The organism is Actinoplanes sp. DH11 (genome assembly GCF_020873875.1).
GTDB lineage: Bacteria > Actinomycetota > Actinomycetes > Mycobacteriales > Micromonosporaceae > Actinoplanes.
Genome location: NZ_JAHWGU010000031.1, coordinates 85,516 through 106,199, shown reverse-complemented (window position 1 = coordinate 106,199; position 20,684 = coordinate 85,516). Strand labels below are relative to the sequence as shown.

General features: G+C 67.4%; 16 protein-coding genes and 2 pseudogenes. 8 read left to right on the top strand and 10 right to left on the bottom strand.

The features are described from left to right. Both LPA41_RS33910 and LPA41_RS33905 read left to right on the top strand, forming a co-directional pair. The coding region (locus LPA41_RS33910; RefSeq protein WP_229075225.1) for a hypothetical protein at window positions 1–408 on the top strand (408 nt) is incomplete at its 5' end. After that, window positions 405–1,208 carry an SAM-dependent methyltransferase gene (locus LPA41_RS33905; protein ID WP_229075223.1) on the top strand — a complete coding sequence of 268 codons (804 nt, stop codon included), beginning with the start codon at window positions 405–407 and terminating at the stop codon, window positions 1,206–1,208. The genes LPA41_RS33910 and LPA41_RS33905, both read left to right, overlap by 4 nt. 11 nt (window positions 1,209–1,219) lie before the next feature. Here LPA41_RS33905 and LPA41_RS33900 read toward each other — a convergent pair whose 3' ends face one another. The 4 genes and pseudogenes from LPA41_RS33900 to LPA41_RS43400 form a co-directional block, all read right to left on the bottom strand. Next, complete coding sequence (locus LPA41_RS33900) at window positions 1,220–1,831, bottom strand: hypothetical protein (RefSeq protein ID WP_229075220.1); 612 nt, start codon at window positions 1,829–1,831, stop codon at window positions 1,220–1,222. Between the two features lie 121 nt (window positions 1,832–1,952). Further along, window positions 1,953–2,189 carry a hypothetical protein gene (locus LPA41_RS33895; protein ID WP_229075219.1) on the bottom strand — a complete coding sequence of 79 codons (237 nt, stop codon included), beginning with the start codon at window positions 2,187–2,189 and terminating at the stop codon, window positions 1,953–1,955. A 98-nt stretch (window positions 2,190–2,287) separates the two neighbouring features. Beyond that, the gene (locus tag LPA41_RS42250) at window positions 2,288–2,419 is read right to left on the bottom strand and encodes a hypothetical protein (protein WP_255690952.1); all 132 of its coding nucleotides are present in this window, start codon (window positions 2,417–2,419) and stop codon (window positions 2,288–2,290) included. Between the two features lie 64 nt (window positions 2,420–2,483). Beyond that, window positions 2,484–2,594, bottom strand: a pseudogene (locus LPA41_RS43400) (IS5/IS1182 family transposase); the annotation flags it as partial. Window positions 2,595–3,170: 576 nt separating this feature from the next. Between LPA41_RS43400 and LPA41_RS33890 the strand changes: the two are divergent. Continuing rightward, on the top strand, window positions 3,171–3,521 hold the full coding sequence (locus LPA41_RS33890; protein WP_229075217.1) for a CU044_2847 family protein: 351 nt from the start codon (window positions 3,171–3,173) through the stop codon (window positions 3,519–3,521). Beyond that, complete coding sequence (locus LPA41_RS33885) at window positions 3,518–4,372, top strand: pentapeptide repeat-containing protein (protein ID WP_229075215.1); 855 nt, start codon at window positions 3,518–3,520, stop codon at window positions 4,370–4,372. Before LPA41_RS33890 ends, LPA41_RS33885 begins: the two co-directional genes overlap by 4 nt. Window positions 4,373–4,381: 9 nt before the next feature. On the opposite strand, the gene LPA41_RS33880 is transcribed toward LPA41_RS33885, so the two are convergent. Continuing rightward, window positions 4,382–5,308 (bottom strand): nitrilase-related carbon-nitrogen hydrolase, encoded by a 927-nt coding sequence (locus tag LPA41_RS33880; RefSeq protein WP_229075212.1) that lies wholly within the window; start codon window positions 5,306–5,308, stop codon window positions 4,382–4,384. Between the two features lie 154 nt (window positions 5,309–5,462). Here LPA41_RS33880 and LPA41_RS33875 point away from each other — a divergent pair, with 154 nt between their 5' ends. Next, entirely contained in the window at window positions 5,463–6,953 is a 1,491-nt protein-coding gene (locus LPA41_RS33875; protein ID WP_229075211.1) for a hypothetical protein, read from the top strand. Between the two features lie 9 nt (window positions 6,954–6,962). Here the strand turns inward: LPA41_RS33875 and LPA41_RS33870 are convergent, their stop codons facing one another. Further along, complete coding sequence (locus tag LPA41_RS33870) at window positions 6,963–8,240, bottom strand: acetyl-CoA carboxylase biotin carboxylase subunit family protein (RefSeq protein WP_229075210.1); 1,278 nt, start codon at window positions 8,238–8,240, stop codon at window positions 6,963–6,965. Between the two features lie 276 nt (window positions 8,241–8,516). On the opposite strand from LPA41_RS33870, the gene LPA41_RS33865 reads away from it, so the two are divergent. Continuing rightward, the gene (locus LPA41_RS33865; protein WP_306469754.1) at window positions 8,517–9,443 is read left to right on the top strand and encodes a trypsin-like peptidase domain-containing protein; all 927 of its coding nucleotides are present in this window, start codon (window positions 8,517–8,519) and stop codon (window positions 9,441–9,443) included. A 50-nt stretch (window positions 9,444–9,493) separates the two neighbouring features. Continuing rightward, window positions 9,494–12,649: an FxSxx-COOH system tetratricopeptide repeat protein gene (gene fxsT, locus LPA41_RS33860; RefSeq protein WP_229075209.1), complete on the top strand. Its 3,156-nt coding sequence runs from the start codon at window positions 9,494–9,496 to the stop codon at window positions 12,647–12,649. Here the strand turns inward: fxsT and LPA41_RS33855 are convergent. The 3 genes from LPA41_RS33855 to LPA41_RS33845 form a co-directional block, all read right to left on the bottom strand. Next, window positions 12,607–13,476, bottom strand: a complete 870-nt coding sequence (locus tag LPA41_RS33855) for an HEXXH motif-containing putative peptide modification protein (protein WP_229075208.1) — start codon at window positions 13,474–13,476, stop codon at window positions 12,607–12,609. The two genes, fxsT and LPA41_RS33855, sit on opposite strands and share 43 nt — an antisense overlap. Before the next feature lie 335 nt (window positions 13,477–13,811). Beyond that, entirely contained in the window at window positions 13,812–14,027 is a 216-nt protein-coding gene (locus LPA41_RS33850; protein WP_229075206.1) for a hypothetical protein, read from the bottom strand. A 379-nt stretch (window positions 14,028–14,406) separates the two neighbouring features. Continuing rightward, window positions 14,407–16,218 carry a hypothetical protein gene (locus LPA41_RS33845; RefSeq protein ID WP_229075200.1) on the bottom strand — a complete coding sequence of 604 codons (1,812 nt, stop codon included), beginning with the start codon at window positions 16,216–16,218 and terminating at the stop codon, window positions 14,407–14,409. A gap of 124 nt (window positions 16,219–16,342) precedes the next feature. Here LPA41_RS33845 and LPA41_RS42565 point away from each other — a divergent pair, with 124 nt between their 5' ends. Then, a complete protein-coding gene (locus LPA41_RS42565) occupies window positions 16,343–18,973 on the top strand; it encodes a BTAD domain-containing putative transcriptional regulator (RefSeq protein ID WP_304523814.1) in 2,631 nt (876 codons plus the stop codon). A 158-nt stretch (window positions 18,974–19,131) separates the two neighbouring features. Here LPA41_RS42565 and LPA41_RS42560 read toward each other — a convergent pair. Then, window positions 19,132–20,590, bottom strand: a pseudogene (locus LPA41_RS42560) (NF041680 family putative transposase). Between the last annotated feature and the right edge of the window lie 94 nt (window positions 20,591–20,684).

Below are 20,684 nucleotides of genomic sequence, written 5' to 3'. Positions count from 1 at the left end.
CAAGCACAGCCGCAGCATCGCCTACTCTTTGCGCTGGTCGAACTGGCGACGCCGCCATCAAGCACGAGCCAGACAAGCCCACTACGCCCGCCGTCTCAACCTCGAACTCCAGCCATGATCACGAATGGCGGCTGCCGTACTAGGGCCTCGATCTACGTGCTGGCCGAGGCCATGCCCACCGCCAGCCCGTACCGCGACATGCTGAGCACCGGTTTGGACGCGATGCACCAGCGCTGCGACAGCCAGACCGGTCAGAACATCCCGGCCGCCGCGCCTCCGCCACTACCGGGCGGGATTCTGCAGCCCCGCCTCGACAAGCCCTCAGTCAACTTCCTGGCCGCCCGCGTGGACCGGCACTTCCACCGTTGTGCCACCGCCTCCGCCACCACTGCGGAGATCAACTCATGATCGGTGGCCTTCAGTGGAGGATCCCGCACTCGGCGCGGCAGATCAACTACCTGATCGGCGGCAAGGACCACTTCCAGGCCGACCGGGACTCCGTCGAACGGGCCCAGCTCCTCGTACCGCAACTGCGCACCGCCGTACGGCAGCATCGCGCCTTCGCGCATCGTGCGGTGCGGTACCTCGCCGGCGTCGGCGTCCGGCAGTTCATCGACATCGGCTGCGGGATGCCCTTCCACCCGAACACCCACGACATCGCCCAAAGCGCCGACGCCAGCGCCCGGGTGCTGTACGTCGACAACGACCCCACCGTCGGCGCGCACGCCCAGGCCCTGCTGATCGCCCGCGGCACGGTGGCGTTCGCCGCGGGCGACGTCCGACGCCCGAAGACGATCCTGAACAGCGAGGCGGTCACCACCGACCCAGCCGGCGATCCCGGTGCTCTCATCGACCTCACCAGGCCGGTCGGGGTACTGCTGCTCGGCGTGCTCGACCAATCCACCGACGATCCCATCGAACCGGCACAGCAGCTGATCAGCGCGCTGCCGTCCGGCAGCCATGTGGTGCTGTCACACGCCACCTTGGACTTCATGCCCGACCGGGAACGACACGGCGCGGCCGCCGTGATCGCCGCCGTCGACCTGTGGCATCCCCGCACGCTCGCCGAGATCTCCCCCATCATCGACGGCCTGCAGCCGATCGACCCAGAGTGGGTATCCACGGCGGCCTGGCGGCCCTCACCCGACACCCACGTCGTCCGGGACACCGAGGCGCTCTTCTACGGCGTCGTGGCTCGCGTGCCGTAGCCCTCGACGCGTCAGGGCCGGATCGATCGGCCGCCGATCCGGGACCGCCAGAACTCGGCATACTCACGCTGGACCATCACGGCCTCGACCGGCGCGACGGCGAGCAGCTTCCACACCGACGCGCCGGCGGTCGCGGTGATCCGCAGCTCCACCTCTGCGATGCTCGGCCCGTTGTCGTCCGGGCCGGTGGTCGCCTGCTCGAACGCCACCCGCCACTTGGCCCGCTCCCCCACTGTCACGGGTGCGGGCGGCCCGTCCGCTTCACGGACGTGCACAGCCTCGCGCCGGGTGGCGTCCGAGTCGTTGGAGACACCGTTCTGGCTGGGCGTGAAGCGCACACCGTCGGTGAGGATCTCCACAGCTACTGAGTCCAGGTCGACGGGCTCGACCAGTTGCAGCATCAGCCGGGAGGAACCGCCACCGTTGACGTCCTCCACCAGCGCGGTGAACACCGGCGCCTGCTGGTGGTGCACCATCTTCTCATCGGCTGCGGCCGACCGGGCGGCTGCGGCCGCCGACTTACGGGACGCCGCCACCGCTCTGCTCGAGTAGATCCATGAAATCACCGCCGCGCCGATCGCGACGCCCGCAGCGGCCCAAGCCGCCCCGTCTCCCCATTCCATCCGGTCCACCCGTTCTTGATCAATGTGTGGTGGACACGGTAGCGGGCAGCCGCTGCAACGCCCGGCACGCTGATACATCGGGCCGTGGACACGTCACCCCGTACCGGGCTCGCTGTGACCGTCAGCGGCGCGGTGGGCGCAGCCGCACGATGAGGCTCAGCATGAGCAGGGCGGCGCCGGCGAGCGCCGACCCGGACAGGATGTAGGCGGCGGCGGTGCCGAGGCCTTCGCGGATCTCGGGTTTCGCCATCACCAGGACGGCCACGGCGATGAGGACGAGCGCGCCGAAGGCCTGCTGCGCCCGGTCGGGGGGCGGCTTGCGTGGGGGCTTGTTGTAGGGGTTCGGTGCGGCTCGCATCCGTGTCTCCTGTTGGGTGAGGGCCCGGAACCGTGTGCGTGCTCCGCGGTACGGTTCCGAGCCTCTATCCGGTAGGCGTCGGTGAGCGGGTGTGCTGGTCAGCGGGCCTCGGGGTTGTTGGCGAAGAAGAGGCTCAGCGCCGTGGTGGCCACCGAGTCCACCACCATGTCCGGGGGGAACTCGAAGGTGAAGGCCGTCTCGCCGCCGGGCTTGGTGATGACGGCTTCCATGCCGCCCCAGCGGTCGCCGTAGTCGACGGGCCGGGTGAAGAGCTCAAAGCCGTTCGCCAGTGCGAGGGTGAGCTTGAGCTCGGCGACGTCTCTGACGCCAAGCGGCCAGCTTGGGCTCGATCAGCGCCCATCGAGCATCGGACAGGTCGGACGGGTATGCACGGCGGCGGGTCATAGGCTCGGGATACGCGGAGCCAACCAGGCCGTCTCGGACATCAAGTGCGGTGATACCACCACAGAGGTGAACCAGACACGATCGAAGAATCAAATCGGATTCCTGGAGGCATGCTAATCATCCCCTATCTGACCTTTCGGGCCTCCGGATAATGGCGGGTAGGGACGCCACCTCTGACCGACTCCAGCATCAAAGTCCGCAGAGCAGAACCAAACGCGCAGTTACTGGACGTCTTATTCGCCTTGCGCCCGATTGGCCCGACTCAATAAGCGAAGATCATGGATATGGGCGCCAGTTTCATTGCGCTTCCATCCTGATCGACAGCATTCGCGAACGTCCAGATCCGGCTCTTTTGCTACGTAAGCACGTCTGGCTGACGTTTGTCGTAACTCGCTAACGACCGGCCCGACTACAGGGGGCCGGCGCCCTCCTGGATCGCCCGACCCGGCCCGCTCATATGGGGCCAAGTGCTTCAAAACGGCAAATGTGAATCAGGATGAGACGTCCTCTGAGTCGTCGGCCAGCACCCCCGCCGTGCACAATGGGGAGTCCAGCCGACCAGTGTGAGGACCCTTCATGGCGACATGGGACAAGCAGGCGGTTGTCCGCACTGAGGACGGAGTCCTCTACGAGGTCGAGGTCGACGAGCCTCAGCTCGCCAGGGCCGGCGCGGGGCAGGGTGTGATGGCTTCGTTCGACCGGGGCATCGGCGAGGTGATCTCCGGGGTATCCCGTACCATCCTGGCTGAGCTGGAAAGCTCCGACGCGGTGCCGGACGGGGCAGAGATCGAGTTCGGGCTGAAGATCAATGCTAAGGCCGGGTTCATTGTCGCAGCTACGCCAGACAGCGGACAATTTCGGGTTCGGCTCACCTTCGATCGACGAAACGGCGGAAGCCTGTCGTCCGTGAAAGACAACCTCGGGTGACCGCCCAGCGGGTCGCGAAGATCTTCGGCGTCGTCGGTCTGCTGATGTTGCTCTTCTTCCTCTGGCCGGATACTTGGCCTGCCAAGGAACTCGTCAACGACCTGTATGCGAACGCCTCGACGAGCCTGCTAAGCATCTCGGTGACGGTGCTGCTGATTGATCGACTCAACGAGTCGCGCGCCGCGCAACAGGACCGCAAGCGCCTCATTCGTGAGATGGGCTCCGGTGACTCGGCGACGGCTCTCCGCGCAGCGAAGGAAATCATTGCCGGGGGGTGGTCCACTGACGGCAGCCTCCGCGGCGCGGATCTTGCCCGCGCCAACCTGGCTGGCGTGCGACTCGGCGCCGCCGACTTTACCGAGGCGAATCTGACGAACGCGGTCCTGCTGGAGGCGGAGATGCCACAGGCCCGCCTGCACCGCGCCCTCCTTAAAGGCGCACAGGCCGAGCAGTGCGTCCTGAAGGGATCGGACCTGTCCGGAGCCAACATGGCCAAGATCGGTCTGGCGGGCGCGAACTTGGAGAGCGTGACGATCGACGGCGATTGCGAGCTGTTGAGGGCCGAGTTTCAGGGGGCCAGCATGCGCAACGCCATCCTGGCCGGTGCGCAAATGGAGGAGTGCGACCTGCGGGGGTGCGACCTTACCGAGGCCGATCTGCGCACCGCGTCCTTGCGCAAAGCCACCGTCTCCGGGGCGATCTTCGACCGGGCGGTCCTTGAGCGATGCGACCTGACAGAGCTGCGGGAGTGGCGCAAGATTGCGTCCATGAAAGGGGCACAGATCGCCGGCATCCGGAATGCACCGGACGGCTTCCGGGAGCTTGCGCTGCAACTCGGTGCGGTCGAGTGACGCCGGCGCCTACCCTACGGCCGGGCGCGGCCTGTCATCGACGGTCAGGCTGAAGATGTCCGGACGGGCGTAATGACCGACCACATCTAGATCGAAACGGGCACGCGCGATGTCGTCGAGGTCGATATTCGCTACGAGAAGGCCTTCCTCGCCAGTCAGCGGCCCGGCGATGACCTCGCCCAGAGGTGAGATAATCACGCTGCCGCCGCCGATCAGCACCGTGGCGGGATGGTCGCCTTGCAACGGGTGGACGTCGGCGGGCACGTCGGCACGGGTGAGGAACTGGCAGGCGCTCAGCACAAAACAGCGCCCTTCCAGAGCAACATGCCGCATCGTGGCCAGCCAGGTGTCCCTGTCGTCCACCGTGGGCGCGCACCAGATGGTGACGCCTTTGGCGTACATCGCGGTTCGGAACAGCGGCATGTAATTCTCCCAGCAGATCGCCGCGCCGAGCGTTGCTGGTCCGGCTTCGACGACCGGCATCGTCGATCCGTCCCCGCAGCCCCAGATGAGTCGCTCGGCCGCGGTGGGCATGAGCTTGCGATGCACCGCCACGACTCCCTCTTCGGGTGCGAGAAACAGCGCGACGCAGTACAGCGTGCTCCCGTGGCGCTCGATCGCCCCGACGACCAGATGGACACCGAGCTCGGTGGCGAGCTCTGTCAAGGCCGTCGTCTCGGTCCCGGGTACATCGATCGCGCTGTCGTGGTATCGCCGAAACTCCTCACGACCCTCCGGCGACCGTGACCCGACACGGACGCCGAACGCCAAGCCCTTCGGGTACCCACCGAGCAGAGCCTCGGGCAGCACGACCAGCCGGGCACCCTGCGCCGAGGCGGCGCGGACCGTTCGGACGACCTTCTCGAGCGTCCCCGCAGTGTCAAAGAGACGGGAGCCGATCTGCGCCACCGCCACCCGCATGGTGTGGTGCGTCAAGGTGGTCTCCTCACGGCGAGAAGCCGACGTTGTACGGACAGCAGCTATTGGTACACACTCGGTGTACCTCAAAGCCGGACGGGGCGGGACCACCGGACAGGCATTCACCCGTCTGTGCCACCGACGGCCGAAGTCCCGCCAGAAGGAGATCCGCATGGGTGAGTCACTGGGCCGTCGCCGCGCCGCAACCATGGAGACGCTACGGCAGGCGCTCGGCCCGGCCAATGTCCGGGCTGCTGAGCAGGCAATGGACAGACTCGAAGCGGCGGTTGGCGCAACGCCTGACCCGGTGGCAATGCTGGCGTTCGGCGGGGGTAAAGACAGCTCGTACATGGTGGCGTTCGTCCGCTTCGTACAGTTGCTGCTCCTCGAACGACGCTGCCGGACAGTGCGTCTGCGCATCATCACCAACCGACACGCCGGGATGCCGAAGCCGGTGCTAGACAACATCGACCGCGTCTATGAAGCGCTTGCACTCTATGACGACTCGGACGTGGACCTGCTCCTCATCGACGGGACCGAAATTAGCGAGTTTCACCCGGACCGGCCCATCCCGGCCGCACTGGTGCAGCGCAACCGCCTCGACCTGCTGATGGCCGGCCACCGCTGTTACGGCGACGGCCGGCCGACGTTCTGCAACGCCTGCAACTTCAGCATGGTCTCAGCGTTCGGCATCGGCGCCGGGTACAACAAAGGCGCGCATCTGGTGGTGACCGGAGACTCCCCGCAGGAAGCCCGCATGTACCTCGCATGGGTGAACCGGCTGACCCGCAAACTGGGAATCGACCGCCCCGGCCCCCGGGACTTCGATAGCTTCGTCGAGGCGACCGGTCGGATCTCGGATCGGCACTTCGCCGACATCTACGGCGCGCCCGGATCGCCGTACCCGTGGCCGGTCCCCACCAGCGGCCAACCGTCACCGGAGCTCTTCTCGATCTACGAGGACACCAGCTACGAGTCGGGGGCGCACTGGCCGGTACTGACCGAGGTACTCGGGTTCGTTTTCGACGACCTGGTGTTCAGCTTCACCGAATCCGACTGTGCGAATCCGGCGCTGATGGCTCACCTGCGCGGGCTTCGGGCCGAAACCGTGATGGGCCTCGAGTACGAGACCGGCGTGGGCGAGTATGTCGAGTTCGCCACCGCGCTGATGCGAACCAAGGACTTCCCCGAGCACCTGGTGTCGATGGTCCGCAACCGCTATGCCACCGAGGCCGGGGTCAAAGCAATGCGGGCCAGGGTCGACGCGTACGCGCACGAAGTCTTCGGGTTGACCGAGCAGCACCTAGTCTGTCTGGTGAACTCACCGTTCACCGAACGGGGTCGGCACCTTGAGCGCTACCTACGGTCCGGTCACGCACGTCTACCGATGTCGGAGCTCGGCGCCGTCCACCGGCTACTCGACTCGCAAGACGCAGTGACCGACGGGCGGCTCCTCGCCGAGCTCGAACGAAACAGTGGTCTGGAGCTGCGATGGCTGCGGGTTCTGTACCGCTCAGATCTGGCGGCACCCGAGCCTGACATGGCCATCGCACCGGTGACAACTATCGGTCACCTGCTGGCTGGTGACCCGCATAAGAGCGTCGTTCTGGGCCGTACGCGACACGGTGAAACCCTGGTGCCCAAGGCCCTATCAGGCCGATGAAGCCGTGCCTCAGCCGGCGATCGGCTCCAAGGAGTTACGCGAGACCAGGCAGCACTGCAGGAGATTGGTGACGCGCCGTGGATCGTCTCCGGTTACCACCAAGCGACCCAGCGCGCCGGCGTGCCGGCCAACATCCGACCGCAAACTCTCCGGGACGCCGCCGGACCAGTCTGCTGGCAGCTGCGGACCGGTGAATCGCTGAACCTCGGCATTGCTCGGATTTTCGGCTCCGACCGACTCCGCCGCGACCAACTCACCCGCATGCCGCAGGGTGACGTGACCGGCGTACCTGCCGTCCCACGCCGGAGCTGCAGCCGGCGTCTCTCCGAGATGGGCGGCGATGGACTCGTCGCCCCAGTCCCGACCGGACACCCGCGTGACCAGTTCGACGACCCGCATACCGGACAGCCGGAATCCCATCTCTAGTAGGTGCAGCTGGCCGTTGCCGCGAATCATGTCGACATGGAAGGGGCCCTGACGGTAGCCGACGGCATCGATGCAATCCTGCACGAACTGCCGTGTCACGGTGTCGACAGCCGATCCGGGGAAGGCGATATGCCCGGCTTCTCGGAAGGTCGCCAGGCCACCGACGGGCTCGGTGTACGTCAGCTTCTCGCAGGTGGAAAGAATGTCGGCGGTGCCGTCGCGGGCGATCGCCTGGACCGAGACTTCCACACCGGGAACAAACTCCTCGACCATCCAGCCGGTGAAGGCGCCGCCGTCGTAGTTGGCCAGCCCACCAAGGGTCCGGCGCGCCTCGGCCAGATCGCCGACATCGCTCACCAGCACGATGCCAAGGCCGCCCCCGGCGTTGTCGGGTTTGACGACCACAGGGAATGTCATGTCGGCGGCCGCTGCTTCAAGGCCGTCCAAGCTGTCCATCGTTGCGTGCCGTGGCTGCCGCACGCGCGCCGCCGAGGTAGTCATAGCCGCTCGCTGGTCACGCTTGTACGGCGCGGCGAAAGCCGGGGACTGTCCGGCCGGCGCGCAGCCGAAGGCGGCAGCGACGCGGTAGCAGGAGTCGACGTAACGCTCGAAGCCGGCCAGAATCAGATTCGGGTGTATGCCCCGGGCCGTCAGCGCGGAGTGCAGCTGTGCCGGATCCGCCGGAGCGTCGAGCGCCACCTCGGCGTCGAAATCACGTCTGCCGAGGATGCCCCGCCACCGCAGGTAATCCGGGGTCTCGACCAAGACCGCGCGCATGTCGCGGCGCCGGGCGGCATCAAGGTAGGGGTCCATCCCGTCTCGGGTCCCGCCGACCTGGACGAAGACCTTCTCCTCCGACAACAGCCGGTCCTTTCTGGCGGTGACATGGCGGTTGACCCGCTGGGGCCGTCGCGGCCCCGGGCTTCAAACGAGGGCGACCTGGATGAGGTGACGGCCGTGGTCTGCCCGGGCGCCAAGCATGGCAGCCTCGTCCAAATCACACAATCGGACCCATCGATCAACGGGTGAGGATTTCACCCCCGCCAGGCATACTGCGGCAATGGGAACGTTGCCAGGTGTCCCTGTCATGGGTGACGCATATGAGCGGGATTCCGTGCCGCGCCGGGTGCGTGTGCAATGACCAGCATGAACCCCTCGGGTGCTCCCGGGCGAGCCCGGATACGGGTCGGAAATCCGCCAGACATCAGCGGTGCTGGCGTCCTGATCGCGCCACGAAAAATTGTCACATGCTGGCACGTCATTCACCCACCGAATGTGGGTATTTCGGATGTGACGATCGACTTCCCGGACGATGCCGGCACCTCGACATTGCCTGCGAAGGTGGTGTCTGACATGCCGATCGACGCGGCCGAAGGCGGTGACATGGCGCTGCTCGAACTGCCGCGACCGGCGCCGGTCGCGCCGGCACGACTGGCCCGTAGCCGCCGCAGTACAGACGTCCGCGTCTTCGGCTATCCCGGCTCCCTGTTCACCGGCGTCTGGGCCCGGGCCACCGTCACCGGTGTTGTCGACGAGCACACCGGCTGGCATCAGTTGGACAGGAAGGAAGGCAGCGTGCCGATCGATCGCGGGTTCAGCGGCGCCGCCGTCTTCGACGAGGTTCAGCACGTCGTCGGCATGGTCGCGGCCGTGGCGCACTGGCCCGGTCATACGGTGGCGTGGATGTCGCCGGTCGAGCGCTGGGAACGGGCACTCCCCCTCGCGACGGCGAACGGTGCCCGGCCACACCAGGAGCCCCTTGATCTGACCTTCGCACAAAAACATGCCCTGTCGATGGCCCTCGCCGACGTGCCGGTGATGGCTGATCCCACCAGTCGCCGCCAGGTCGTGTTCAACCTTGCACCCGAGGTTCGCGGTTCCGTTCCGTCGTTCAGCGCGGCCGGAGTCGATCTTTTCGGCATTGTTGATGCGGTGATCCAATTTCCGGACGGGTTCGGCGACCTCTATCGAGTTGTCGCTGCGCTCGCCGGAGTGAATTCGGCAGCTGTGGCGCGGTTGCGGGACCTGGCGATCTCGTACGGCTTGTTGGAGGACGTGCAATGAGTGCTCCGGCAATGACTCCGCCGCGGGTAAAAACGATGGTGAGCGCCCTCATGAGCATCCAGTCGCTGGGCGATCCATCGGTTCGCTCGGTTTACCGGCGCGAGATCGCCAACGTCCTCGAACGGCCACTATCGATTCCGCACGACGCCAACAACACCGAACTCGACCTGTTCAACCTTGTCCGTGGTTGTGAACAGGAGCCGCAGGGCCTGGAGGCGCTGCTGGAAGTGGTCGAGACGTTCCACCCGGGTGCGCAGCCGACAATCGTGCTGCGCAGATTGATCCACCAATGGCGGCACGAGCAGCGACTGATCACCTTGATGGAGGGTGTGCCACTCGATGAGCTGACGTCGGCGGTGCAGGCCGTCACCGGCACCGCTCCCCCGCTGCGCAGCTTGGGCGCGATGGTGCAGGCCATAGGATGGCAGCCGATGGCTGCGTCGGAACTCCCGACCATCCTTGCCGTTGTGTATAGACTCTTCGCCGGTTCACCAGGCCATGACGCCCTGCAGAGCTGGCTCGAAGAGATGTACGAACAGTTCAACCTCGGCCCTGCTCCGTTCGAACACCTACACGGAGTGATGTTCGAGGTGAGTAGCGACCCGCAGGCCTTAGCCGCCGTTGAGGGAAAAGACGGTGACCCAGGAGATCCGGAGCAGAGCGTGAAGAGGTTTGTCATCGAGGAGAGCCCGGCGACCACCTCGCCGGTGCGCGGGGGTATCCCGCCGAGGAACCTTTACTTCACAGGCCGCGACGAGACCATGCGCCAACTCGAAGCGACCCTGCAGAGCGACCAGCGGGCATCGGTGCTACCCGAGACGGCATTACAGGGCTACGGCGGTGTCGGTAAAACACAGATCGCCATCGAGTACGCCTACCGCAACGTGGACAGGTACGACCTGATCTGGTGGATGCCATCGGACGACCCGGCCGTCGTGCGGGCGCAGCTGTCCGTCCTCGCCACCCGGCTAGGCGAACCGAGCACCGGCAGCATGGACCAGACGGTACGATCCGTTCTGGAGCGGCTCGCCAGCACGAAAACCCAGCGCTGGCTGCTGGTGTATGACAATGCCAATGAACCGTCGGACCTCGACGGACTCATTCCGGGCGGCAGACTCGAACCGGATGCCGTGGGACACGTTCTGATCACCTCGAGAAACCCCGGCTGGGCAGCATCTATGCCGACGCTCCAGGTGGACGTATTCGATCGCGAAGAAAGCACCGACCTGCTGCGCAAGCATCGACCGGACATGTCCGTGGCCGACGCCGACCGGCTCGCGGAGGTGCTCGGCGACCTCCCGCTGGCGCTGGAGCAGGCGGTGACATGGCTGATCACCACACTCACGTCGGTCGACGACTACCTCGAAGAGTTTGAACGCCGCAAGCAGGCACTGCTGAGCGAGGGCAAACCCCGCAACTATCCGTACACCGTGCTGACCTTCGTGGAACTGGCCGTCAGCCGGATGCGTCAAGAAACTCCGGTCGCCGCCCAACTTCTCGCCCTGATGGCGTTCCTCGGCACCGAGCCGCTGACCACCAGCTTGTTGTGGGAAGGCCGGCAAGCCGACATCAGCGAGCCCCTCCGCAGTGCACTTCACAAACGCAACGATATTGCGCGAGCCGTGCGTGACCTCGTCCGGTTCGGGTTGGCTAAGGCTGACCACGCCTCGCGACGTATCACCATCCACCGCCTGGTTCAGGCAGTCATGCGAGAGCACCTCATGGGCAAGCAGAGGGAGGAGGCACAGCTCAATGCTCGACGGCTCCTCGCCGCAGCGAACCCGGGCTATCCGGACGATCAAACGACCTGGGCCCGGCACGCGGAGATCCGGCCGCATGTCCTACCAGCTGGCCTCATTGAAGGAACACCCGACGAACACCAGACTGTCATGGATCAGATTCGGTACGTTTTCAACACCGGTGACTTTGAAGGCTGCTCGGACCTCTGCTCCCGGGCCCTCGATCGGTGGGATAAACCTGTCGAAGACGGTGGCTCCGGACCCAACGATTCGCTCACCTTGCTGGCCTTACGCCGATATGCCGACGCGCTGCGCTCCCTCGGCGACCGTAAGGCGGAGCAAATCGGCAAGCGTGCTCTCGACGGCATGCTGAAAGTTCTGGGAGAGTCTCACGAATACACCATGGGCGCCGTCAACAGCCGTGGTGCCGACCTGCGAATCGCCGGGCGAATGCAAGAGGCGCTCGAACTGGACGACCGCAACCTCGAACGGCATCTCGAGGTACTCGGGCCCGGCGATCCCAGCACACTGCGAGCCATGAACTCGAAATCGATCAATCTCCGATGGGCCGGCGACTTCCGAGGTGCCTACGAGTTGGACGTCGAGGCCGAAAGGCAGGCACGCGGCGCTCTCGGCGAATTGGAGAGCTGGACGTTCTTCGCCATCGAAAGTCAGGCCCGCGACCTGCTACTCCTCGGCCGCTACCAAGAAGCGCTCGACCTGCAGCAAAGCATGCTGCCGAAGCAGATCGCGCTGCTCGGCGAGTCGCACCTCACCGTTCTGCGCGCGCAAATCCTTGTGGCCGCCATGCTGCGTAAAACCGGTCGCATACCGGAATCGGTCACCGCAGCCCGCGCCACCCGCCGCAGTCTCTCCCAACGGTTCGGTCAGTGGCACGGGGTCACGCTGTCGGCCACCCAAACCCTTGCCAATACGATGCGAGCCGCTGGTGACGCCGCACAGGCGCTCCACCTGATCAAGGAGGCACGCAAGGGATACCAAGGAGCGTTCGGCAAGGAACACCCGCTGAGCTTGGTGGCGGCTGTCAACGAAGCAATCATCCACCGGGCGCTAGGCAACGACCGCGACGCGATGGCCCTCGACGAATGGAACCTGCCCGTGATGGCCAGGGTCCTGGGCAACGACCACCCGTTCGCCTTGGCGCTGCGCACCAATTACGGCACGGATCTTTCCCGGGCACACAAGCTTGATGAGGCGTTGAAGACCTCCACCGACGTGTGGAAAACTTCCGCTCGACTCCGAGGCGCGCAGCACCCCTACACCCTTCATGCCGCCTCTAACACGGCACTCGACATGATCCAGGTGGGTGACCGCGACGGCGGCGAGGCACTGCATAGGGACACTTTGGGCGGGTTGGAACTCGTGTACGGCGCGCTCCACCCGGAAACAGTGGCCTCCCGCCATTACCGTCGCTTGGAGTGCGAACTGGAGCCGCCCCCTACCTGAGGGCGCGCCGTGACCGCACGGTAGCGAGTATCCGCATCGGCGATCGCCCTCAAGGCCTGCCTCTCGACATGGCCGGTAACCCGCTCGCCGTCCAGATCAGCGACGGTGCTACGAAGGGCCGTAACCAGTCGCCTGCCCGCAGCCGTCAGGTGAGGTTCGTCGTCCCCAACTTGGCACAGTGCCCGGCGCAACTGCGCCCGCAGCAGGGCAAACGGCCAGACCGCATCGCCGGCCAATGCGGGATGCGCCAATAGGTCACGCCACCACATCGCGACAGCGCTGAAGGCGAAAATCCCGTGCAGCAGTGGCACAAGTGGTCGAGGATCCGGCCTCCACGGCGCGTAGTAGACCGCGGAACTGCCCGGCCACGCCAGCGGTGTCAGTGAATTGAGCGCAGCGAGCTTACTGTGGCTGAACTCGTGGATCATGGTACCGGCCAACTCGACCCCGTTGAGCGGCATGGTCGTGGCGAACCCGCCAAAGGCGTCCTCCGACGTCGCACTTAAGCTGGGATGGCCGATACCGCCCCGCAGCAGCGTTATCGACGACAGCCCCGCAGCAATCTCGGCGGCCCGGTTTGGGGCCCAGGTGACCAGGAGGCGCCACGCCTCGCCTACATGCCGTGTCAACTCCTTGACCTGCGTCCCGCTGAGGCGTCCCGTCACTGTCAGACCGTGACAATCCCGATACGGGTCGACATCGTCGACGGACACTGTCAAGCGGCGACCGCCATGTTCCACACTGACGTACCGCACCGGATGCCAACCGATACCGCGCAGGCTACCGGCGTGCAAAACAGCGGGTCGCGACAGATACAGCAAGCCCATACCGGGAACCATCACGGACCCCTCGGCTGCCTCCAGGCGAATCTTGCGATCCAATAGCCCTGCCCGGGCTGCTGCGGCCAATGCCAGACCTTCTACCAGGTGCCGATGGACCGCTTGCTTGGGCTCGCGCACACTGGCGACAGCCCAGACTGCCGTCCATGGATTGAGCAGAAGGCGCTGGACAGCGGAAGAATCCCTCGCCTGCGCCTCAGCGATTATTGTCGCGGCCTCAGCATGCTGCCCGGTGCGCAGGATGTGACTGAGAAGCAGAATCGTCTGACTGCCCCGCGACCTCTGCAGACTGACTGTCAGCTCAGGATCCGGGCGGCTGCTGGCTAGCCGTTCGAACTCGTGTTCTTGGAGGCGGTGCACTCGGAGTCCAGAAAACTGTTCCAACCGAAGGTCACCTCCGACGGGTGATCGAGCCGAGCGATGAGATCACGGATTGCTCGTTCCATCTTCGGGTCGGGGTTCATCAGGGCGCTGAGCCCCGAGCCGGCGACATCGGGCAACTCCTCGAACTCGAGAGCAGCCTCGTCCTTCCGGTCCATGCATCGACTCCTCTTCGTCGGCCCGCGGTGCAAAGAAGCCGGGCGGTGCCGGAGGGGGCGATGACCCGGACATCGATGTCCTTAACCCCCGTGAGGGCAATTACATCAGACCGATCGATGTTTGTGCCCGTCGGCCGCCCCAGCACAGAGGGGGATGCCGAGACCTACGGATGCGTCGCAAACTCGGCAAGCCGCCGACGGCGTACGGTTCGACGGCGAACGCCGCGATCACCTCGTCCAGGTCGAATCCGAGATCGCCGTGACCGGGCTCGGCGGCGTATGCGGTAATCATGGGCCGATCGGCGCACCGGACCCCCAGATCGGCACGTTGCACCCCTTCGTTGGGGCGCGCGCCAAGAAACTGCTTGACGTCGGGTATTCACGCCGTAGGGGTGATCCATCCTCGCGGCCACCCTGCGGGGAGGGCGGTGCGTACCGTCGTTGCGGTGGTCGTGATCGCCCACCAGGCCATGACAATCAGCCAGGCGGTGGTGAGGTATTGGTCGGTGCGGACGTCGGCAACGAGGGCGTAGCCGGCCCCGAGGATGAGCGCGGTGATGATGCGCAGCAGTGGTTGGCGTGTGGCCAGCAGCGCGGTCGCGACCCCGAGCAGTGCGGCACCAACGGTTTGGGTGAAGCCGACCATGCCGATCAGGTCAACCGGAAAGCTGAGCGAGTTCGCGGCCTGCTGCAGGTAGATGCCGGCGGCGCCCAGCGCGATGGTGAGCACCGGTGGGCTGGTGCGGCGCAGCCAGTCCGGCAGGCACGCCGCCGGGATGCGCGGTGCGATCACGGCGATCACGGCCGCACTGGCACTGATGGGCGCGGCCCAGGTCAGTGCGGTGTTGAGGTAGCTGTCGTTGGTGAAACCGACACCGACGCCGGTGCCCATACCCCACAGCCCAGCCAGGACCAGGCCGAGTACGGCGGCACCCAAGTAGCCGCGTCGCAGCAGCGCCCCCGTGGTGGCGGGGTCGTCGGCGTGCGACGACAGGATCCACGTGGTCGGTACGAGCTGGGCGGCGGCCCAGGCGGTGAGCGCGGCCAGCGCGGCGGCGACACCGAGGTTTTCCACCGGCAGTGCCACGTCGGTGATGTCGATCCCGCGAGTCCACGTGTCGGCGGTGGCGATGGTCTGGAACAGCAACGCCACCGAACACGCCGCCAGGACCGCGATGCGCATCAGGTTGGCCAGGGTGAGCCGGGTCCGCGGTAGCCGTACCGTCGCCGCCGTCTGCTGCGCTGCGCCGCCAACAAGGGGTTGGGTGATGCGCAGCGCACCGCGCGGTATCGCGTGCGGGTCGCGCAGGGTGGTCGCCGCGGGTAGTCCCGCGCCGCCCAGGCCGGCCTCGAGGGCGCCCACGACGGGGTCGTCGCCGACCAACACGACCGTGCTGATGTCGCCGGCGTCGAGGTCGGCGTCGGCGAGCAACTGCTCGACATGTTCTTTGAGCCCGTCCAGGTGCGGTGCGGCGGCCGCGGTCACGTCGTCGCGGCTCAGCACGGCGGGCGGGTGCGGTTCAGGTAGCAGCAGCGACGCCCGCGGGTGGACCGCCAAGTTGGCCCGGGCCTGGTCGACTTCGCGGGCCAGGCGCCAGTCGCCGCCGGCAACTGCGGCGGGGGTGAGGGCGTCGTCGACGGCCGGGGCGTCGGGGTTGAGGACTACGGCGGCGGCGAGCTGCTGGTATCCGTTGGCCACGTCGAGGACTGCCAGGTGCGGCCGGGCGGTGCCGACCACAACGAACCGGCCGGGTCCGTCCACGCCGGCCGCTGCCGCGGCCGCGGCGGTGACCAGGTTCGGTTCGGGCAGCCCGGCCAGGGTGGCGGCCTGCTGCAGGCGCTGCCGAGCCCGGTGCCCCCAACCCTGGGCGGTGACGACGGTGAGGGCGGTTATCGCTGTCCCCGACTGCGCGGCTGCGACGACCGCGACATGACACAGCACCGCCGACACGGCCGCGACCGCGTCCTGTCCCCCACCGGCGTGCAGCGCCGCCATCGGATCCGGCAGGTAGCCGTCCGGATCCGTCATACCGGCGGCGAGTGCCGCGACGCCGACCGACGGCGGGTCCAGGCGTACCCCGCTGGGCAGCCGAGGCTGCCCGTCGAAGATCACCGGGTGCACGCCGCCGCCAGTCTCGTAGACCGCGCTCGTCCACCAGGCAGCGATGTCGACGGCCAGGTGAGCAGACATGCCGGGCAGTGTCGCAAAAGGATGATCCGCGAGGAGTCCGAATAACATTCCTCTTCATATGGCGATAGACAGACATCAACTTAATGGATCGCAAAGGCGGATCCCCGGTAAAGACAACACCCTGATGACCGACGAGCACGTGCACCGCAAAGCCGCCAGCTACGCCCGCCAGAACAGCGTCTGGACCGCCACCACCGAACCATCCCGCCCCCGACCGGGAAAAACCCGACGCGCCCTCGCACTGCTCCGCGCCATGACAGGCGTGGCCGCGCTGACCGTCGCACCCCCGACCCTGCTCACCTGGCTGTTCGGCGCACCGGCCGCACTCCTGCCGTCCTGGGACACCGTCACCGCGTTCGTCAACGCCGACGGCTACCAACCCGAACCGGCCGCCATCGTCACCGCCGTCGTCCTGCTGCTGTGGGCGCTGTGGGCTGTGCTGATGCTGCTGTTGGCCGGAAGCCTGCTGCGCATCGCCGTCGGCTGGCGCATCCCCCGCTGGCGACTCCCCACACCGCTGCACCGCCTGCTGTTCGGCCTCGCCGGCAGCGCAGCCGTCGCCCTCATCGGCACCCCGCACGGCGGCGGGCCCGCCAGCACGGCGCCAGTGGCGGCCACCGCGACCGACACCGCCACACCCGGCCAAGGGGCACTGCAGGCGGGCACCATCACCGTCCTGGTCGGCGACACCCAGCACGTGTACGAGGTCAAACGCGGCGACACCCTGTCCAAGATCTCCCGCCGATGGCTAGGAGACAGCGACCGCTGGCCGGAGATCTGCCGCCTCAACCGGCACCACCACGTCGCCACCGGCGCGAAACTCACCGACTGCGACCTCATCCAGCCCGGCTGGGAACTGCGCCTACCCGACGACGCCCAACCGCCCACGGCCACCCGACCCACACCCCCGCGGCACGAACCCGAGCCGCGGGCCACACCTACGACCCCGAGCACCTCCACCCCGCCGCCGGCACCCACGCCGGGAACATCGGCCCCGCCGGCGCCATCGGTGGGCGCACCGACCACACCGGCATCACCCCCGTCGACCGCGTCGACGGGATCGCCGAGCACGACTGTCCCGTCACCGCCCTATGCCCCACCGCCCAAAGCCTCGCCACCCAACGCCGTGCCGTCCAGCGCATCGGCGTCCTCCTCCCCCAGCGAGGCACCCACCGGGCCGCACGCCGACACCGACGGCCTGCACCTGCCCAGCGGCAGCCTCATTCCCTGGGCCCTGGCCGCCGCGCTCAGTGCCACCGCCGCCCTGCTCTGGCGGCAACACCGCCGCCGCTTCACCCCCCAACCCGGCCCGGTCCCCAGCCTGCCGGCGCCGCCGCTGCCCGAACCGCTGCCCACCATCCAACGCCACAGCGACCGCGACACACCGTCGACCGCGGCCCTGCCCACCGGCATCGTCGGCGTCGACGGACCCGACGCCCACGGCATCGCCCGCGGCCTGCTCATCACCGCCCTGACCAGCGGCAGCATCGACGACCCCCAGCAGCGGGCCGAAGTCATCATCGACCGCGCCACCCTCACCGCCCTGCTCGGCGCCGACGTCACCGGCTGGAGCCGGCTACACGTCACCGGCGACTTCGCCGAGACCCTCACCGTCGTCGACAGCCACCTGCTGCACCGCGCCCGACTGCTCGACGAACACGACGTCACTGACCTCGCCGCACTCCGTGACCAGGCACCCACCGAAGAAGCCGTACCGCCGCTGCTGGTCATCGGCAGCGCCGCCGACGCCACCGGCCGCCGCACCGACATCACCCTCGGCCTCGCCGAAGGACTCGACGTCACCACCGTGCTCCTCGGCCCCTGGCCCGGACACACCCTCACCGCCGACAGCGACCCAGCCCCGGCCGTCATCACCCGCGCCGACGCGCTCGCCCTGCTCGACACCATCCGCGAAGCCCACACCGGCACACCCACCACAACCGAACAGCCGCCCGAACCCCCGGCACCCGAGCCCTCGGTGCCCGCATCGCCATCGACCGCACCAGCCGACACTCGCGCCCACCTCCGCGTCCTCGGCACCCCCCGCGTCGACGACCTGACCAGGCCCGGCAACAACCTGCGCGCCAAAGCCGCCGAACTCGGCGTCTACCTCGCCTGCCACCCCGACGGCGCCGACACCGACGCCATCGCCGAACACCTACTCCCCGACGTCCGCCGCCGCCAAGCCGCCCAACAAGTCCACACCAACGCCTCCAACCTGCGCCACGTCCTCGGCCGCGCCGCCGGCCCCATCCAAGGCGGCTACCTGCTCAAACGAGGAGCCGGCGCCCGCTACCGCCTCGACCCCACCACCGTCGAGGTCGACATCTGGCGACTGCGCGACCTACTCAACCAAGCCCAACTCGCATCCCCGCCAGCACGCATCGAGCTGCTACGCGAAGCCTGCGAGCTCTACACCGCCCCGCTTGCCGACGGCTACGACTACGAATGGGTCGACCCGCACCGCGAACGCGTGCGCCAATGGGGTATCCAAGCCCACCTCCACCTGGCCGAAGACCTTCTGCCCACCGATCCACAAGCCGCCAGCGCACTACTCGACAAGGCAATCACCCTGGACCGCTACAACGAGCAGCTCTACCGCACCGCCATGCGCGCCCGCCACGCCACCGGCGACACCGACGGCGTCCGCACACTGCTGCGCGCCGTCACGGCCGCGTTAGCCGAACTAGACGCGCAGCCCGAGGACGAGACAATCGCACTGTCCAACGACCTCCGTACACCCCTGACGAAGTAAGACGCCGGTGATCAGGTGCCCACCCTCCAAGAATCTGAACTGCGAACCAACGGGCACCTGGGCCGGGTTGAGCGTGACCGCGACGACCACATCGCGGTCACGGCTCATTTGACTGATCCGATAGTAGGCCCGCAGACGACAGGTTCTGAGCTTGTCTTTTAACCAGCGCGGCGGGGCTTGGTGCCTTTCTTGTGATGGGCCGGTCCCTGATGTGCCTGGCCGGTGACCAGGATGAGTCCGACGTCGTGACGGGCAGCGTGCTGCCGCTTGCGGGAGCCGGGCGGGCGTCCGGGGCCAGGGTGGCTGGGTTTAGGCGCACGCCCGGGTGAGCCGCTGGTCGCTCGGAGGTTCCGAAACCCGCGCCGCACCCGGGCCGGGGTGAGCCGCTCAGGCGCCATCGGGCGTTCCCAGGGCGGCGCAGGTCTTGTGCGAGGGGCCGGGCGAGACGCAGCTGAGTATGCGCGGTCAGGATCAGCCACGTCCAGCGGTCCGCGGCTGCGGGCTCGCGCAGCTGCGGGGCGGTCCCGCCGAGGGTCTGTTTGAGCAGTCGGAAGGTGTGCTCGATGTCGAAGCGGCGCAGGAATGCCTGCCAGCACCGGTCGACGTCAGCAGCGGTGGCGTCGATCTTGGACCACCACAGCCAGAGCGGCTTCGGCTCGCCGCGGCTGGGCAGGTGCTCGACGGTAAGCCGAATGACCGTGCCCTCGATGACCGGCAGCGGCCCGTCGTGATCCACCCAGGCGGCGCGGCGGGTCAGTCGTGGGTGCAGCCGGTCCCAGGTTTGCCCCCGAACCTGGCCGTAGAGCCGGGTGTCGGTGTGCGTGACCGCGTGTCCGGTGTCCCGGGTGGCGGGGTCGCCGAACACGAACTCGCCGCCGTGCTTGGCCGGCCGCCCAGTGGCTGGTAGACGCGGGGTGGGGTCGCACAGCGCAGCACCCGGTCGGAGCGCATCCGGCCGAGGATCTCCACGGGCAGGTCCCGCAGCAGCCAGGCGATGCGCGGGGCCTCGTAGCCGGCGTCGAGCACGATGAGGATGTCGCGGTCGCCGGCCTGCCACTGCCCGGCGGCGGTGAGGCGGTCGACGAGCTGGCGGATCTGCGCGCAGGTGATCGTGGTGACGTCCGCGCCGGGCGGTAGCCGGACCGCGTCGAGCAGGGCGGCCCACGAGGTGCGTCCGGTCTCCAAGGCAGCGACGATCGAGTACGGCCAGCCCGGGATCATCCGGTGTTCGTCCTTGCCGCGCCCGTAGGTGTGGCAGAAGGAACGCTGCGGACTGCAGTCGCCGTCCGGCCGCAGCCACGGCGAGACATCCACCGCGAGGACCAGGCGGCCGTCCGCCGCCCGCGGCAACGGCAACCCGGCCAACTGTCGGCGCAGCGACGCGACGTCGATGCGCCCCGCATTCAGCGCGTCGTACATGGCGCCGTGGCCCGCCGGTGCTCCGGGGCGAGGGACAGCCCGACCAGCGTCTTGACCGGCCCTTCGGTGCACAGCAGGGCTTCGGTCAGCTCGAACAACGCGTCGGCCCGCCTGGTCATGCATCGGTAGAGCTGCTCACGGAACCGCCAACACATCGATCGCTTCCGCCCTGTCCGTCACGACCGCCACAACGATCATCGATAGGCGCGGACACGGCTCCGCGGGCGCCAGCATGCCGAAGCGTCACCTACCCGGGCGCCGGATGACGCTGGGTCACAGCCAGGCGACTCGG

Excerpts from the sequence above, each read along its gene's own strand:
- LPA41_RS33905 (WP_229075223.1), top strand. The coding sequence starts at position 405 with ATGATCGGTGGCCTTCAGTGGAGGATCCCGCACTCGGCGCGGCAGATC.
- LPA41_RS33900 (WP_229075220.1), bottom strand. The coding sequence starts at position 1,831 with ATGGAATGGGGAGACGGGGCGGCTTGGGCCGCTGCGGGCGTCGCGATC.
- LPA41_RS33895 (WP_229075219.1), bottom strand. The coding sequence starts at position 2,189 with ATGCGAGCCGCACCGAACCCCTACAACAAGCCCCCACGCAAGCCGCCC.
- LPA41_RS42250 (WP_255690952.1), bottom strand. The coding sequence starts at position 2,419 with ATGGAAGCCGTCATCACCAAGCCCGGCGGCGAGACGGCCTTCACCTTC.
- LPA41_RS33890 (WP_229075217.1), top strand. The coding sequence starts at position 3,171 with ATGGCGACATGGGACAAGCAGGCGGTTGTCCGCACTGAGGACGGAGTC.
- LPA41_RS33875 (WP_229075211.1), top strand. The coding sequence starts at position 5,463 with ATGGGTGAGTCACTGGGCCGTCGCCGCGCCGCAACCATGGAGACGCTA.
- LPA41_RS33865 (WP_306469754.1), top strand. The coding sequence starts at position 8,517 with ATGACCAGCATGAACCCCTCGGGTGCTCCCGGGCGAGCCCGGATACGG.
- fxsT (WP_229075209.1), top strand. The coding sequence starts at position 9,494 with ATGAGCATCCAGTCGCTGGGCGATCCATCGGTTCGCTCGGTTTACCGG.
- LPA41_RS33855 (WP_229075208.1), bottom strand. The coding sequence starts at position 13,476 with ATGGGCTTGCTGTATCTGTCGCGACCCGCTGTTTTGCACGCCGGTAGC.
- LPA41_RS33850 (WP_229075206.1), bottom strand. The coding sequence starts at position 14,027 with ATGGACCGGAAGGACGAGGCTGCTCTCGAGTTCGAGGAGTTGCCCGAT.
- LPA41_RS33845 (WP_229075200.1), bottom strand. The coding sequence starts at position 16,218 with ATGTCTGCTCACCTGGCCGTCGACATCGCTGCCTGGTGGACGAGCGCG.
- LPA41_RS42565 (WP_304523814.1), top strand. The coding sequence starts at position 16,343 with ATGACCGACGAGCACGTGCACCGCAAAGCCGCCAGCTACGCCCGCCAG.